Origin of the sequence: Achromobacter sp. Marseille-Q0513 (assembly GCF_018195695.1) — a bacterium.
GTDB lineage: Bacteria > Pseudomonadota > Gammaproteobacteria > Burkholderiales > Burkholderiaceae_B > Achromobacter.
In genome coordinates, this window is the sequence record NZ_JAGTJY010000162.1 from 1 (window position 1) to 14,625 (window position 14,625).

Sequence of the window (14,625 nt, forward strand, 5' to 3'; positions counted from 1 at the left end):
GCGTTGAGCTTCGGCCTGCTGGCGCTGGTGCTGGTGCTGATCCTGGCGCTGCGCGTCCCCCGCCGCAAGAACAAGGGCAACGGTTAAGGCCGGCAGACGCGCCATGTCTACGCTCTACTGGCCCTATCTGGCCGCGGACTACTACCGCGGCCTGGAAATCGTGACCGCCGTCGTCGGCATCATCATCCTGCTGTCCAGCCTGGATGATCTGTTCATCGACGGCTGGTTCTGGGTGCGCGCGCTGCGCCGCCGACTCGTCGAGGACCGGCGCTATACCCCGCTCACGGCGGCCCAGCTGCGCGCCAAGGAGGAACAGCCGCTGGCCATCATGGTGCCGGCATGGCTGGAGTACGACGTGATCGCGTCCATGCTCGAGACCATGGTGTCCACGCTCGAGTACAAGAACTACATGATCTTCGCCGGCACCTACCAGAACGACGAGCGCACGATCAAGGAGGTCGAGCGCATGCGGCGGCGCTACCGTCAGCTGATACGCGTCGAGGTGCCGCACGATGGCCCCACCTGCAAGGCCGATTGCCTGAACTGGATCGTGCAGGCCATCTTCGCGCAGAACGAAAAGCAGCCCGTGCCCTTCGCCGGCGTCATCCTGCACGACAGCGAAGACGTGCTGCACCCGCTGGAACTGAAGTACTACAACTACCTGCTGCCGCGCATCGACTTCATCCAGCTGCCCGTGACCTCGCTGGAACGCGAATGGCACGAACTCGTCGCCGGCACCTACATGGACGAATTCGCGGAATGGCACACCAAGGACCTGGTCGTGCGTGAAAGCCTGTCCAAGATGGTGCCGTCGGCGGGCGTGGGCACCTGCTTCTCGCGGCGCGCGCTGATGGAACTGGCGGCCGAGACCAACAACCAGCCCTTCAACACGGACACGCTGACCGAGGACTACGACATCGGCGCGCGTCTGGCGCAGCGGGGCATGCGCCAGATCTTCGGCAAATTCCCGGTCGAGTATGTGACGCGCCGGCGCTCCTGGTTCGGACTGGGCCCGGAGAAAGTCACCACGCTGTCCATGCCGCTGGGCGTGCGCGAGTACTTCCCCAACACCTTCCGCACCGCCTACCGGCAGAAGGCGCGCTGGACGCTGGGCATCGGCCTGCAAGGCTGGCAGCAAGTGGGCTGGACCGGATCGTTCGCCACCCGCTACCTGCTGTTCCGCGACCGCAAGGGCCTGGTGACGTCCTTCATCGCCATCCTGGCCTATCTGCTGCTGGCGAACTTCTTCCTGTTCTATCTGGCCGACCGTTTCGGCTGGTGGACCGTGTACTACCCCTCGTACTTCCGCCCCGGCGGCTGGCTGGTGACGCTGATGTGGCTCAACGCCGTCGCCCTGCTGCTGCGCGTGCTCCAGCGCATGTATTTCGTGGGCAATATGTACGGCTGGGAACACGCCGTGCTGTCGATTCCGCGCATGATCGTCGGCAACTTCATCAACGCCATGGCGGCGGCGCGCGCGTGGAAACTGTTCATCGGCCATCTGATCACGGGCAAGCGGCTGGCCTGGGACAAGACCATGCACGACTTCCCGTCCACCGACCAGCTGGCGCAGCAGCGCCAGCGCCTGGGCGAACTGCTGCTGTCCTGGCAGGCCATCGACGAGGACAAGCTGGCGCAGGCGCTGGAGATCCAGGCGCGCGACAAGAAACCGCTGGGCGCCATCCTGCTCGAACAAGGCTGGCTGGACGCCGGCACGCTCAAGGAAGCCATCGATTTCCAACAAGGCGCGCAGGCGCAAGCCGCGCACCCGCCCACCGACGACAAGCCCGCCACCCCATGACGCCCCTGACCCGCACGCTAGTCCTGTCCGCCGCGCTCGCCTGCCTGTGGAACGGCGCGCCCGCCGCCGCCCAGCAGGCCGCGCGCGCCGCCGAGGCGCCGCTGGAGGGCGCCGCCTGGCAATTCGCCAACGAGGGCTACAGGCTCTACGACGCCGGCCGCTACGCACAGGCGCAGCAGCAGGCCGAATCGGCGATCGCGCTGCGCCCGGACGTCGAACGCCTGCGCCTGCTGCTGATCTACGCGTTGCAGAAACAGGGCAAGCTGGACGAGGCCGAACGCGCCGCCGACGATGCCGCCAAGAACGGCCTGGACACGCCCGCGCTGCGGCAGGCGCGCGCCAACCTGCGCCCCACGACGCCCGCCGCCCCGGCGGCCAATGCGCGTCCGGCCGGCGCCCGTCCCGCCGGCGGCGCGCCGGCCACGACCAGCGCCTACCGCCGCGGCTTCCCCATCGCCACGCGCGCCTACGCGGACTACAACAGCGGCAACTACCCCGCCGCCCAGCGCGGCGCCGAGCAGGCTTTCCGCATCGATCCCAAGCAGGGCGCCTGGGCCATGCTGTGGCTGGACGCGCTGGAAGCCCAGGGCAAGTACGCCGAAGCCGAAACGGCCGCCAACCAGGCGATGACGTTGGGCGCGCCAAATCAGAGCGACCTGGCCGCGCGTCGCGCCACCATGAAGCGGCGCATGGCGGTCAAGCCGGCGGAACAGGGTTATCAGGCGCTGATCGCCAACCGGCCCGGCGACGCCGTCCCGCTGGCGCGGCAAGCCGTGGCGCTGGCGCCCGACACCGCCAGCCACCGCCTGCTGCTGATGACCGCGCTGATGCTGGACGGCCAGCTCGCGGCCGCCGAGGACGCGGCCACCGACGCGCTCAAGCAGGACGATGAAAACACCGTGGCCCTGGTCATGCGCGGCTATCTGCGCCAGCGCCAGGGCAAGGCCGAGGAAGCCGACGCCGACTTCGACGCCGCGCTCAAGCAGGACTGGCTGGACGACAGCCAGCGGCGCAATGTGCGCCTGATCGCCGCCGATGCCGCGCTGGCCGGGGGCCAGAACGCCCGCGCGCTGGCCCTGGTGGAACCGCTGGGCGCCAAGGACGAGGCCGGCGCCGATCGCGTCAAGCGCGCCCGCTCCCGCCCCGCCGTGCCGGCGACGCTGACGCTGGCCAACTATCCCGCGCCGGTCCAGGACTGCCGCGACACGCCCTACGGCACATCCTGCGAGCTGCTGCCCTCGGACGCGGCGGGCAGCGGCGGGCCGGCCTCGCTGGCCTATGCCGCCTACGCGCGCCAGGACTACCAGGAAGCCATCACGCAGGCCCGCAAGGCCGTGCAGCAGGATCCGGACAGCAAGGACCTGCAGCGGCTGCTGACCACCACGCTGGCCGCCGGCAACGCAACGCAGATGGCCGAGGCCAACCAGCGCATGGGCGAGGCCCTGGCGGCCCAGCCCGACGATCCGACGCTGTTGATGCAGCGCGGCTACCTGCACCAGCGCATGCGCCAGCCCCGCGAAGCGCTGCGCGACTTCCAGGCCGCGCGCGCCACGGGCAAGGCCCCGCCCACCGCCATCCTCGACGAAGGCTATGCGCTGTCCGGCGTCGGCGACAAGCGCGGCGCGGTGGACAAGCTCAAGGAAGCCATCGACCAGGACGACGCCGGCAAGCTCGACCTCACCCCGCAGCAGCGCTTCGACACCCGCAGCAGCATCGCCGGCCTGTCGCGCGAATGGGGCGGCTACGTCTCGACCGGCTACCGGGGCGCGCGGCCGGCGGCGGCCGGCCTGGGCGGCGCGGCCATCACGGTGCCCGGCGACGCGGTGTTCAGCACGGCCGAGATCTTCTGGCGTCCCTCCGATTTCCTGAACTCGTCCACGCGCACCTTCGAGCTGTACGGCCGCCTGTCCAACACGCTGTACAACAACGGCGGCAAGACCGCCAGCCAGACCGTGTCGAACCCTTGCGGCGGCGGCAATATCCAGGTGGACGAAACGTCCAACAACGGCATCTCGGGCATCCCGACCACGGTAGGCTCGCTGGGCATGCGCTTCACGCCGTCCACCGAGGTCGGCCTGACCTTCGGCCTGGAACGCCAGTTCAACCTGGGCAGCGCCACGCGCCAGGGCACGTTCACGCCGCGGCCCGATGAACTGCGCTGCGCGCTGAACACCGGCAACCAGACCGCCTACTACAAGACGGACGCCGGCAGCGGCGGCTGGCTGGCCTATGTCACCTATGGCATGTACGAAGGCACCAACCTGCGCATCGACCGCCCCGACTGGTTCACCATGGAAGGCTACGTGCAGGCCGGCTACTCCTGGCAGGACATGCCCGCCCGCTTCTGGCTGCGCGACAACAACTCGGGCAAGGACAGCGCGGAAAGCTCGGGCAAGCTCAAACGCGACCAGGCCTTCGGCGCCGGCGAGCTGCGCGTGGGCCGCAGCTACCGAGTGGATGCCATCAGCGACCGCCTGGTGTTCTTCCCCTACGCGGTGGTGGCGGCGGACTGGCTGTGGAACCGCAACCGCGTGTCCGGCCTGAACATCGACGGCCAGGATTCCTACGACCTGCTGGGCAACGGCAAGTCCTGGTCCCTGGGCGCGGGCCCCGGCTTCAACCTGCGCTACTGGTTCCGCGAAGACCACTACAACGCGCCGCGGTCCTATCTGGACCTGACGACCCAATATCGATTCAATATCGGCGGGGGCGCCGCCCACCGGGCGAAAGGCCTGTTCATCAACCTGACCCTGTCGTACTGACCCCGCCCGCATCGCAAGGAGCACGCATGACCCTTTTCTCCTCCTCTCCCTCCACGATCCTGCACCGACTGGCTGCAGGCGCGGCGGTCGCCACGCTTGCCCTGTCCGCCGGCGCCGCGCACGCGCAACAAGGCTCGTCCATCGTGATCCAGGGCAAGGACAACTGGCTGTTCCCCGGCTGGGGCAGCCTGACCCAGGTCGACACGCGCGGCATCGACGCGTCCACGCAACTGGTGCGCGAGACGCGCGACGCGCTGGCGGCCAAGGGCATCCAGCTCGAAGTGCTGGTGCTGCCGGACAAGACGCTGTTCTACCAGGACAAGCTGCCCGATGGAAAGGCGCTCAGCCCCGAGGTGAAGCGGCGCTACCAGACCATCCAGGACAAGCTCAAGGCCGCGGGCATCGCGACCTTCGACGACGAGGCCGTGCTGCGGCGCCTGAAGGACGGCGGACAGGACGTGTTCTACCGCACGGACCAGCACTGGACGCAGGCCGCCGCCGACGCCACCGCCGACGCGCTGGCGCAACGCATCAAGCAGGACGTGAAGACCTTGGCCGGCAAGCCCGGCACCGGCCTGCCGCTGGGTAGCGTGTTCAACGAACGCCGTTACGGCGACCTGGCCGAACTGTTCCTCTCGCCCGAGCAGCGCAAGCAGGCCGGGCGCGAGACCTTCACCGTGCGCCGCCAGGCCGAGAACCAGAGCCTGCTGGACGATGCCCCGGCCCCGGTCCACGTCACCGGCCACAGCATGGTGCAGCCCTACTTCGGCTTTCCGCAAAAACTGTCCAACGCGCTCGACCGCCCGGTATCCGTGAACTGGAAGCCCGGCAACGTCGGCCACTGGATCATGCTGCTGGAATACCTGGAGTCGCCGGCGTTCAAGCAGAACAAGCCGCAGGTGCTGGTATGGCAGATGTTCGAGCCGACCTACGCGCAGGGCCCCGACGCCAAGGGCCTGTGGGACAACGCCTCCATCATGAGCGCCGATGGCTGGCGCAGCCGCATGCAAGCGGCCATCGGGAAGTAGGGCCGTGGCGTCAGCGGACAAGCCGCAAACCGCCGGACATGGCCGCAATGCCGCCGTTGCCGGCCTGCTGCTCGCGCTCGGCCTGGGCTGGGGCATATGGCGACTCGCCGACGCCGGCCTCAAGCCGGCCGACGTGGCGCCGGCAGCCTGGCTGGACGGCTCGGCCGGCGGCGCGCTGAACCGCGCGCTGCGCCTGCCCGCGCAGGACACGCTGAATACCTGGAACGCATCGCTGCGCTACCGCCTGCTGGGAGACCTGGGCGACCAGGTCGCCATGGGCTGCCCCGGCTGGCTGTTCTACCGCGACGGCCTGCGCCCCCAGCCCGGCGTGCATGTGTTCGACGAGCGCGTGCGCCTGATGCGGCACTGGGCCGACCAGTTGCGCCAGCGGCAGGTGCGACTGCTGGTGGTCGCGGTGCCCGACAAGTCGCGCATCGAGGCCGACCGGCTTTGCGGCCTGCCCGCCTCGCAGCCCATGCGGCGCGCGCTGGACGAGTGGCAGCAGGCGCTGCAGGCGCAGGGCGTGCCCTTCGTCGACCTGCGCCCCGTCCTGTCCGGCGCCGCCGAACCCATGTTCTTCCGCACCGACGTGCACATGAACGCGCAAGGCGCGCAAGCCGCCGCGCGGCGCGTGGCCGACGCCGCGCTGCCGTTGCTGGGCGGCGTCGGCCAGCAGGCTTTCCGCGTGGACGCGCCGGGCGCGCCGGCGCCGCGCATGGGCGACCTGATCGTGCTGGCCGGCCTGGAACATGCGCGCATGGGCTGGCGTCCGGAGCTGGAACGCGTCGCGCCGCAGCAGATCGAACCGCTGCGCAGCGGCGGCCTGCTGGACGAAGCGCCGCCCGTCGAGGTGCTGCTGGCCGGCAGTTCCAACGGCCGCCGCAGCCACTTCGCCGAGCGGCTGGGCATGGGACTGGGCCGCGAAGTCTGGAACCTGAGCCTGGACGGCGGGCAGTTCTCCGGCGCGCTGCTGGTGGCGCTGAAACAGCGTGAACAATGGCCCAAGAGCCTGAAACTGGTGGTCTGGGAGTTTTCGGAAATGGCGCTGTCGCTGCCGCTCACCGATGACGAAAGGTCCGTGCTGGACAGCCTGCCCCCGCCCTGACGAACCGCGATGCTATTCAATTCCTATCTGTTCCTGCTGGTCTTCCTGCCCATCACGCTGGCGGTGTATTACGCCGTGGGGCCGCTCAACCTGCGCCTGGCCGCGCTGTGGCTGTGCCTGACCTCCATCGTGTTCTACGGCTGGTGGAACCCGCAGTTCGTGGTGCTGCTGGCCGGCTCCATCGCCTTCAACTATGTGGTCAGCCAGCTGATCCTGCGCAGCGAGGGCCGGCCGCGCCTGCAGGGCCTGATCACCGGACTGGGCGTGGGCGCCGACCTGGCGCTGCTGTTCCACTACAAGTACTTCGCTGCGCTGCTGGGCTTTCTCAATGACCTGGGCATGAGCAGCGCGACCGCGGATTCTGTGATCCTGCCGCTGGGCATCTCGTTCTTCACGTTCACGCAGATCGGCTACCTGCTCGACTGCAAGGCCGGCGTGGTCAAGGAGCGCAGCCTGCTCAGCTATGTGCTGTTCGTGACCTTCTTCCCGCACCTGATCGCCGGCCCCATCCTGCATCACAAGGAAATGATGCCGCAGTTCGCGCAGCCGGAGAACTACCGCTTCAAGGCCGAGAACCTGTCGGTCGGCATGATGCTGTTCGTGATCGGACTGGCCAAGAAGGTGCTGCTGGCCGACGGCATCGCGCCCTATGCCGACGCCGGCTTCGCCGCGCCCGGCGAGCTGATGTTCTGGGGCTCCTGGGGCGCCAGCCTGTGCTACGCGCTGCAGCTGTACTTCGACTTCTCCGGCTACTCGGACATGGCGCTGGGCCTGGCCAAGATGTTCGGCATCCGCTTCCCGCTGAACTTCAATTCGCCGTACAAGGCCGGCAGCATCATCGAGTTCTGGGCCCGCTGGCACATGACGCTGACCCGCTACCTGACCGCCTATCTCTACTACCCGGTGGCCATGGCGGTGTCGAAATGGCGCACCGAGCGCAATCTGCCGGTGGGCACGCAGGGCGTGGCCACGCCCGGCGGCTTTGCCGGCAGCATCATCCTGCCCACCGTGTACACGATGGGCCTGGCCGGCATCTGGCACGGCGCCGGCTTCCAGTTCCTGGTGTTCGGCCTGCTGCACGCGATGTACCTGTCGGTGAACCACGCCTGGCGCATCTTCGTCGTCGGCCGCAAGCCGGCCGCCGCGCGCCAGATGGGCCCCGCCAAGCGCGCCGCCTGCGTGCTGCTCACCTTCGTGGCGGTGCTGGTGGCGCAAGCCTTCTTCCGCGCGAATGGCGTGGGCGACGCGATGCTGCTGGTGCAGGGCATGATCGGCATGCGCGGCGTCGAGGCGCTGGACCTGGCCGCGCGCGTGGACGGGCTGGCCTGGGGCGACGCCTGGCGCATGCTGCTGGGCCATCATATGCAACTGATCTACGCGGTCGTCCTGCTGGGCATCGCCTGGTTCACGCCCAACGCGCATCAGATCCTGGGCCGCTACTCGCCCGCCCTGTTCAAGCCGCAGGAGGCCGCCGCGCCGTGGATGCGCTGGCGCCCCACCCTGGGCTGGCTGGCCGTGATGCTGGCTCTGCTGTTCTTCTGCCTGGTCAACCTGCACAAGGAAACCCGGTTTCTCTATTTCCAATTCTGACCGCGACACGGTCCCGGAGCATTGCATGGATATCAAGACTATCGAAGCCAAAGTGGCCGAACTCATCGAGAACGTCATCCTGACGCAGGTCGATCCCGACACCTTGCTGATCGAGTCCGGCCTGGTCGATTCGCTGGCGGCGGTCGACGTGGCGCTGGCGGTGGAGCGTGAGTTCGGCTGCAAGATTCCGCCCACCGAGATCGACGTGCACCTGGAATCGGTGCATACCCTGGCCGCCTTCATCGCGGAGCGCCAGGGCGCCTGAACGCCGCTGTTGCGAAGGAGCCGCGCATGCATTTCGATTTCAAGGCCTACGATTTCGCCGACACCGCGTCGGCGCGCGACGCGATCGCCGTGGTGGATGCCCGTGGCATCCTGCGCTGGGACGCGCTGCAAGCCGCGGTCCAGGCCTGGGAACAGGCCGCGCTGGACGCCGGCGCCGCCGCCGGCGTGCCCATGGTGATTTCCGGCCACAAGGAAACCGCCTTCCTGGTCGCCATGCTGGGCTGCCTGCGGCTGCGCGTGCCCTTCGTGCCCGTCGACGTCATCAATCCGCCCGAACGCATCAAGCGCATCGGCGAGCTGGTGCGCGCCGGCCTGCGCTACGACGCGCAGTCCCAGGCCTTCGAGCCGGGCAGCGCCAGCCCCGCGCCACTGCGCGAGGCCGGACTGGCCTACATCATGTTCACGTCCGGCAGCACCGGCGACCCCAAGGGCGTGCAGATCGGGCGCGAAAGCGTCACGCTGTTCGCGGGCTGGATCCGCGATTGCCTGAACCTGGGCGCCGCGCCCGCGTTCATGGACCAGATGCTGTTCAGCTTCGATTTCTCGCTGTTCAACTGGGTCGGCGCGCTGGAACTGGGCGGCGCCTGCGTGCTGTGTCCGCGCGAGACCATCGCCGAGCGCGGCGCCTTCATGCAGTACCTGGCGGACACCGGCGTCTCGGTCTGGGCGTCCACGCCGTCATTCGTGCGGCAGCAACTGTTCAACCCGGACTTCAACGGCGCCAGCCTGCCCAGCCTGCGCGTCTTCGTCTTCGGCGCCGAATCGCTCTCGCCGGCGCTGGCCGAGGAACTGTGGCAGCGCTTCCCCGATGCGCGCATCATCAATTCCTACGGTCCGACCGAAGCCACCTGCTCGACCACCTGGGTCGAGATCGACGCGGCGCTGCGCCAGGCCGCGCCGAATCCTTTCCCCATCGGCCGCGCCAAGCCTTATGCCGATGTCTTCATCGACCAGGGCGAAATCTGCATCGCCGGCGACCACGTCATGCGCGGCTACCTGAACCGGCCGGACCTGAACGCCTCGCGCATGTTCACGCGCGACGGCAAGCGCGGCTACCGCAGCGGCGACCTGGGCGAGATCGACGGCCAGGGCCTGATCACGTTCCGCGGCCGCATCGACGACCAGATCAAGCTGCACGGCTATCGCATCGAACTGGCCGAGATCGACGCCGCGATCGCGGCGCTGCCCGGCGTGCGCGCCGGCGCCACGGTGGCGCTGCGCCGGCCGGACGGCGCCATCGTCCGACTGATCGGCTTCGTCGAGCCGGCGGCGCCGGGAACCGCCGGCCTGCAACCGCTGCCCGAGGCGCTGGCGGCCTGGAAGGACACCCTGGGCCGTCGCCTGCCGCCCTACATGATCCCGTCGGAACTGCTGTCCTGCAGTCCCTTCCCCACCACCAGCACGGACAAGGCCGACCGCAAGCAGCTGGAACGCCTGTACCTGGATGCGCGCCTGAGCAAGAAACCGGAGCCCAAAGCATGACCCTACGCCTTTCCCCGATCCTGCTGGCCCTGGGCCTGGCGCTGGCCGCCGCCGGCGCGGCCCGCGCCGAAGGCGCCTTCGCCCAGCTGTACGCCGCCCGGCCGCCCGCCGGCTCGTCCTTCGTGCGCATCGTCAATCCCGAGAGCGCGCCCATGCGCGCCCAGGTCGCCGGCGGCCCGGCCCAGGACATCGGCCCGGCCAAGCCCGCCACCACCTACGCCATCGTCAAGGGCGACCAGGAGTTCAAGGTGCAGGTGGACGGCAAGCCCGCCGGCGCCCTGCAGGTGGCGCCGGACAGCTTCACCACGCTGGTCGCGCGCCGCGACGGCGGCAAGGTCACGCTGGCGCGCATCGACGACAGCGGCGGCGCGCAGGACGCGCTCAAGGCCGAGCTGCGTTTCTACAACCTGATCCCCGGCTGCGCCGGCGCGGCGCTCAAGGTCAGCCCGCAAGGCCCGACGCTGTTCGACGATATCAAGCCGCAGGCCGCCGCCGCGCGCGCCATCAATCCCGTGCGGGCTTCCCTGGCCGGCGCCTGCGGCGCGGCCGCCAGCGCCGAGCTGGCGCTGCCCGCGCTGCAGCCCGGCGACCACTACAGCCTGTTCCTGGGCGGCACGGCCGCCGCGCCGACGCTGACCGGCCAGGCCAGCGCCACCGACCCCTACAGCAACAAGTAAGGAGGCGGCATGCGCCGCGTATTCCGAGACGACCACGAACTGTTCCGCGACCAGGTCCGCCGCTTCATCGCGCAGGAAATCGCGCCGCACTATGCCGCCTGGGAAAAGGCCGGCGTCACGCCGGCTTCGCTCTGGCGCCGCGCGGGCGAGGAAGGCCTGCTCAACTGCGCCCTGCCCGAGCCCTACGGCCTGGGCGGGGACTTCGGACACGCGGCGGTGGTGATCGAGGAACTGGCCCGCGCCAACTATCTGGGCATCGGCTTTTCCATCCATTCGGACATGGTGGCGCCCTACCTGGACGCCTTCGGCACCGAGGCGCAGAAGGCGCGCTGGCTGCCTGCCATGACGCGGGGCGAGCTGATCGGCGCGCTGGCGCTGACCGAGCCCGGCGCCGGCAGCGACCTGAAGGCGATCCGCAGCCGCGCCGTGCGCGACGGCGACCACTACGTGCTCAACGGCCAGAAGACCTTCATCACCAACGGCGTGAACGCCGGCCTGGCCATCGTGCTGGCCAGCACCGCGCCCGACCTGGGCGCGCGCGGCCTGTCGCTATTCTGCGTCGAGGCCGGACTGCCCGGCTACGCCAAGGGCGCGCCGCTGGACAAGATCGGCCAGCACAGCCAGGACACCTGCGAGCTGTTCTTCGACGACCTGCGCCTGCCCGTCGATTGCCTGCTGGGACAGGAGAACGCGGCCTTCGAATACCTGACGCGCGAACTGGCGCGCGAGCGCCTGGCCATCGCGCTGCGCGCGGCCGCCTCGCTGGAAGGCATGCTGGAGGAAACCGCTGAATACATCCGTGGCCGCAAGGTCTTCGGCCGCCGCGTCATCGACTACCAGAACTCGCGCTTCATCCTGGCCAACGCGCGTGCGCAAAGCGTCATGCTGCGCGTCTTCCTGGACGACTGCCTGGCTCGGCTGATGACGGGTGAACTCGACGCCACCACCGCCGCCATCGCCAAGCTGAACGCCAGCGAGATCCAGGGCAAGGCGCTGGACGAGCTGCTGCAGCTGTATGGCGGCTATGGCTACATGGCGGAATATGGCATCGGCCGCGCCTGGGCCGATGCGCGCGCGCTGCGCCTGTTCGGCGGCACCAGCGAAATCATGCGGGAGATCATCGGCCGCGGTTTCGCCTGACACCGCGATGGCCGCCACGCATCAGGCGCGCGCCCGCATCCAGGCCTGTCGCAACGCGCGCGCCTCGGGACTGTCGCCGATGACCCAGGGATCCAGCGCGAAGGCCACGACGCGCTGCGCGCCATAGCTGTCGGCGATCAGCCATTGCCTGCGCACCCGCTCGAAGTCGGCCGAGCGCGCCTTGAAAGTCGACCCATCCGTGCTGCCCGAGGGCAGCTCCTCGAACAATTCGATCACCAGATCGAACGGCGCATTGCGCGCCAACAGCAAACGGCGCAGCGGCTCCAGCGCCTTCAGGTTGTCCAGGCCCGCCACGCCCACGCCGTCCTGGATCATGGGATGCACGCGCGCATGGTCCAGGATGCCGCGCCACAGCTGTTCCAGCGTGCCGCTGCCGCCCAGGCGGCTGAAATACGTCGAGATGCAGGGGGGGCGGCCGCTGCTGTCCTGGGCCGCGCGCGAGAAGGCGTCCAGCCACGGCCACAGCAGCGCCTGGCGGGGCGCGGACGCCCAGTTGTACTGCTCCAGCTCATACGGCAGATACCAGCCACGGAAATTGCGGCGCGCGGACCACGGCGCGGTCCGCATGTAGGCCAGGCCATGCTCGCGCGTGAGATCCAGATAGCGCGCCAGCGCCTCGTCATCGGGCGCGGCCAGCACGTTCCACCAGCGCTGGTCGTAGGGCAGCCCCACGTGCACGCCCATGCCATGACGCGCGGCCTCGTCGAAGATCAGGCCCAGCACGGCGTCGGGCGCCATCCAGTCGTCGGGCCTGCCGCCTTCCAGGCCAACCCATTGCAGGAAGATCTCGCGACTGCCCAGCCGGCGGCAGGCGGCGATGCGCTCGGCCCACTGCGCCGGCGTCAGGTCCAGGTGGCTGCGCCACAGCTGCAGGAAGGTGCCTTGCACCGGCCGACGCGGCGCGCAGGCCGACAGCGGCAACAGCGCGCCCAGCGTCAGCGCCTGCAACAGGCGCCGGCGACCGGGCGCGGCGGGAACGCAGCGCGTCAGCAGCGCGGCCTCGGCGGCATTCAGCCGCGATTGCCGAACAGGCCGGACAGGGAAGCCAGCAGGTCGGTCGGGTTGAACGACTGGCCGGGCTGCGCCGTGCCGTCGGGCGTGGCCTTGTCGACCAGCTGCGGCAGCATCGCCGACAGCGAGCCCAGCACGGAGCTGGCGTCCTGGCCGGTCTTGTCCGCCAGGCTCTGCACCACGCCGGGGTCCAGCACCGAGCCGAGCTGGTCGGCGCTGACGGGCAGGTTCTCGCCCTTGCCCACCCACGACGCCACGATCTCGCCCAGGCCGCCCTTCTGGAAGCTGGCGATCAGGCCGGACAGGCCGCCGGGGTACTGGTTCAGGTGTTCGATCAGGGCGGGCAGGAGCGAGGCGTTGCCGCCCTGCTGCCCGTTGCCGCCGCCGGCCATCGAGGCCAAGGTATCCAATAGGCTCATCGCCGTGCTCCCGGAAAAAAGAAGGGAAAACCAGTATATGCCGTGGCTTGCGCGATTCCACGGGCGCGGCGCGCGCGGAAACCTATATTTGCAAATCTTGTCCTTTGCCGCCCGGACGCTCAGCCGGCGCCGCCCCGCAACGCCTGCAATACCTTCTGCCCCGCCCGCCCATCCGCCGGCAGGCCCAGCTCGCGCTGCGCCTTCTGCAAGGCATTCCGGGTCTGCACGCCGATCAGGCCATCGGGCTCGCCGATGTCATAGCCGCGCGCAATCAGCAGGGTCTGCAATTCGCGCCGCTCGGCGCGCGACAGCCCCGGATCATCGGTCGGCCAGGCCTGGACCAGCGATCCGCCGCCGCGCAGCCGGTCGGACAGGTGCGCGATCGCCAGCGCGTAGCTTTCGGCCGCGTTATAGGAATAGAGCGCGTCGAAGTTGCGCGTCACCAGGAACGCAGGGCCGCCGCGACCGGCGGGCAGCAACAGCGCCGCCGGGACATCGCCGGCGGGCAAAGGCCGGCCGTCGGCCCGCGTGATGCCCTGGCCGGTCCAGTGCGACAGGGCGCGCTTGTTCTTGCGTCCCGCGCCGGCGGCATTGAACCCCGCCGGCAGCCGCACCTCGTAACCCCAGGCCATGCCGCCATTCCAGCCCGCGTGCTTGAGGAAATTCGCGGTGGACGCGAGCGCGTCCGGCACGCTGTCGATCAGGTCGCGACGGCCGTCGCCGTCGCCGTCCACCGCCAGCCGCAGGTACGTGGACGGCATGAACTGGGTCTGGCCGAAAGCGCCGGCCCACGAGCCCTGCAGCTTCTCGGGCGCGATGCCCTCTTCCTGGATGATCTTCAGCGTGGCAAAGAACTCGCCCCGGAAATACGCCTGCCGGCGGCCATAGCAGGACAGCGTGGACAGCGACACCAGCAGGGAACGCCCGCCCAGGGTCTGTCCGTAGTTGCTCTCCACCCCCCAGACGGCGGCGATGACAGCCGGATCCACGCCGTAGCGGACCGAGGCGCGCTGCAGATCCGCCTGCCAGCGCGCCATGCCCGCCTGGCCATCCGTCACGCGCTCGTCGTCGACCAGCGCCGCCATGTAGTCCCAGATGGGCGTGCGGAACTCGGGCTGGAAATCCAGCAGATCCAGCACGCTCATGTCGGGCGCCAGCTTCGCCGTGTGGGCATCGAAGGTGGCGGCCGACACGCCGGTTTTCAGCGCCGGCGCGCGCAGCCGGGCCAGGCAGCCGTCGAAGCTGTCGGCCGCCACGGCGGGCACGGCGGGGCGCGGCGCCGCCCGCGCGGCGGCCCCCAGCAG

General features: G+C 69.5%; 12 protein-coding genes. 9 read left to right on the plus strand and 3 right to left on the minus strand.

The features are described from left to right. The first annotated feature begins 103 nt into the window (after nucleotides 1-103). The 9 genes from KDH83_RS24255 to KDH83_RS24295 are packed head-to-tail and all read left to right on the plus strand — an operon-like array spanning nucleotide 104 to nucleotide 11,870. A complete protein-coding gene (locus KDH83_RS24255) occupies nucleotides 104-1,801 on the plus strand; it encodes a glycosyl transferase family protein (RefSeq protein WP_212320576.1) in 1,698 nt (565 codons plus the stop codon). Continuing rightward, nucleotides 1,798-4,563, plus strand: a complete 2,766-nt coding sequence (locus KDH83_RS24260; RefSeq protein ID WP_212320577.1) for a tetratricopeptide repeat protein — start codon at nucleotides 1,798-1,800, stop codon at nucleotides 4,561-4,563. Before KDH83_RS24255 ends, KDH83_RS24260 begins: the two co-directional genes overlap by 4 nt. Nucleotides 4,564-4,589: 26 nt before the next feature. After that, nucleotides 4,590-5,591 (plus strand): twin-arginine translocation pathway signal, encoded by a 1,002-nt coding sequence (locus tag KDH83_RS24265; RefSeq protein WP_212320578.1) that lies wholly within the window; start codon nucleotides 4,590-4,592, stop codon nucleotides 5,589-5,591. 4 nt (nucleotides 5,592-5,595) lie between these two features. After that, nucleotides 5,596-6,696 (plus strand): cell division protein FtsQ, encoded by a 1,101-nt coding sequence (locus KDH83_RS24270; RefSeq protein ID WP_349291662.1) that lies wholly within the window; start codon nucleotides 5,596-5,598, stop codon nucleotides 6,694-6,696. 9 nt (nucleotides 6,697-6,705) lie between these two features. Further along, nucleotides 6,706-8,286, plus strand: coding sequence for an MBOAT family protein (locus KDH83_RS24275; RefSeq protein WP_212320580.1), 1,581 nt, complete (start codon nucleotides 6,706-6,708; stop codon nucleotides 8,284-8,286). A 25-nt stretch (nucleotides 8,287-8,311) separates the two neighbouring features. After that, nucleotides 8,312-8,551 (plus strand): acyl carrier protein, encoded by a 240-nt coding sequence (locus KDH83_RS24280; protein ID WP_212320581.1) that lies wholly within the window; start codon nucleotides 8,312-8,314, stop codon nucleotides 8,549-8,551. 26 nt (nucleotides 8,552-8,577) lie between these two features. Further along, complete coding sequence (locus KDH83_RS24285; RefSeq protein ID WP_212320582.1) at nucleotides 8,578-10,053, plus strand: AMP-binding protein; 1,476 nt, start codon at nucleotides 8,578-8,580, stop codon at nucleotides 10,051-10,053. Further along, on the plus strand, nucleotides 10,050-10,730 hold the full coding sequence (locus KDH83_RS24290; RefSeq protein ID WP_212320583.1) for an alginate O-acetyltransferase AlgF: 681 nt from the start codon (nucleotides 10,050-10,052) through the stop codon (nucleotides 10,728-10,730). Before KDH83_RS24285 ends, KDH83_RS24290 begins: the two co-directional genes overlap by 4 nt. Before the next feature lie 9 nt (nucleotides 10,731-10,739). Beyond that, nucleotides 10,740-11,870 carry an acyl-CoA dehydrogenase family protein gene (locus KDH83_RS24295; protein WP_212320584.1) on the plus strand — a complete coding sequence of 377 codons (1,131 nt, stop codon included), beginning with the start codon at nucleotides 10,740-10,742 and terminating at the stop codon, nucleotides 11,868-11,870. A gap of 21 nt (nucleotides 11,871-11,891) precedes the next feature. Here KDH83_RS24295 and KDH83_RS24300 read toward each other — a convergent pair whose 3' ends face one another. The 3 genes from KDH83_RS24300 to KDH83_RS24310 form a co-directional block, all read right to left on the minus strand. After that, entirely contained in the window at nucleotides 11,892-12,839 is a 948-nt protein-coding gene (locus KDH83_RS24300; protein ID WP_212320585.1) for a DUF4434 domain-containing protein, read from the minus strand. Nucleotides 12,840-12,901: 62 nt separating this feature from the next. After that, nucleotides 12,902-13,321, minus strand: a complete 420-nt coding sequence (locus tag KDH83_RS24305; protein WP_212320586.1) for a YidB family protein — start codon at nucleotides 13,319-13,321, stop codon at nucleotides 12,902-12,904. A gap of 119 nt (nucleotides 13,322-13,440) precedes the next feature. Continuing rightward, complete coding sequence (locus KDH83_RS24310; protein ID WP_212320587.1) at nucleotides 13,441-14,625, minus strand: lytic murein transglycosylase; 1,185 nt, start codon at nucleotides 14,623-14,625, stop codon at nucleotides 13,441-13,443.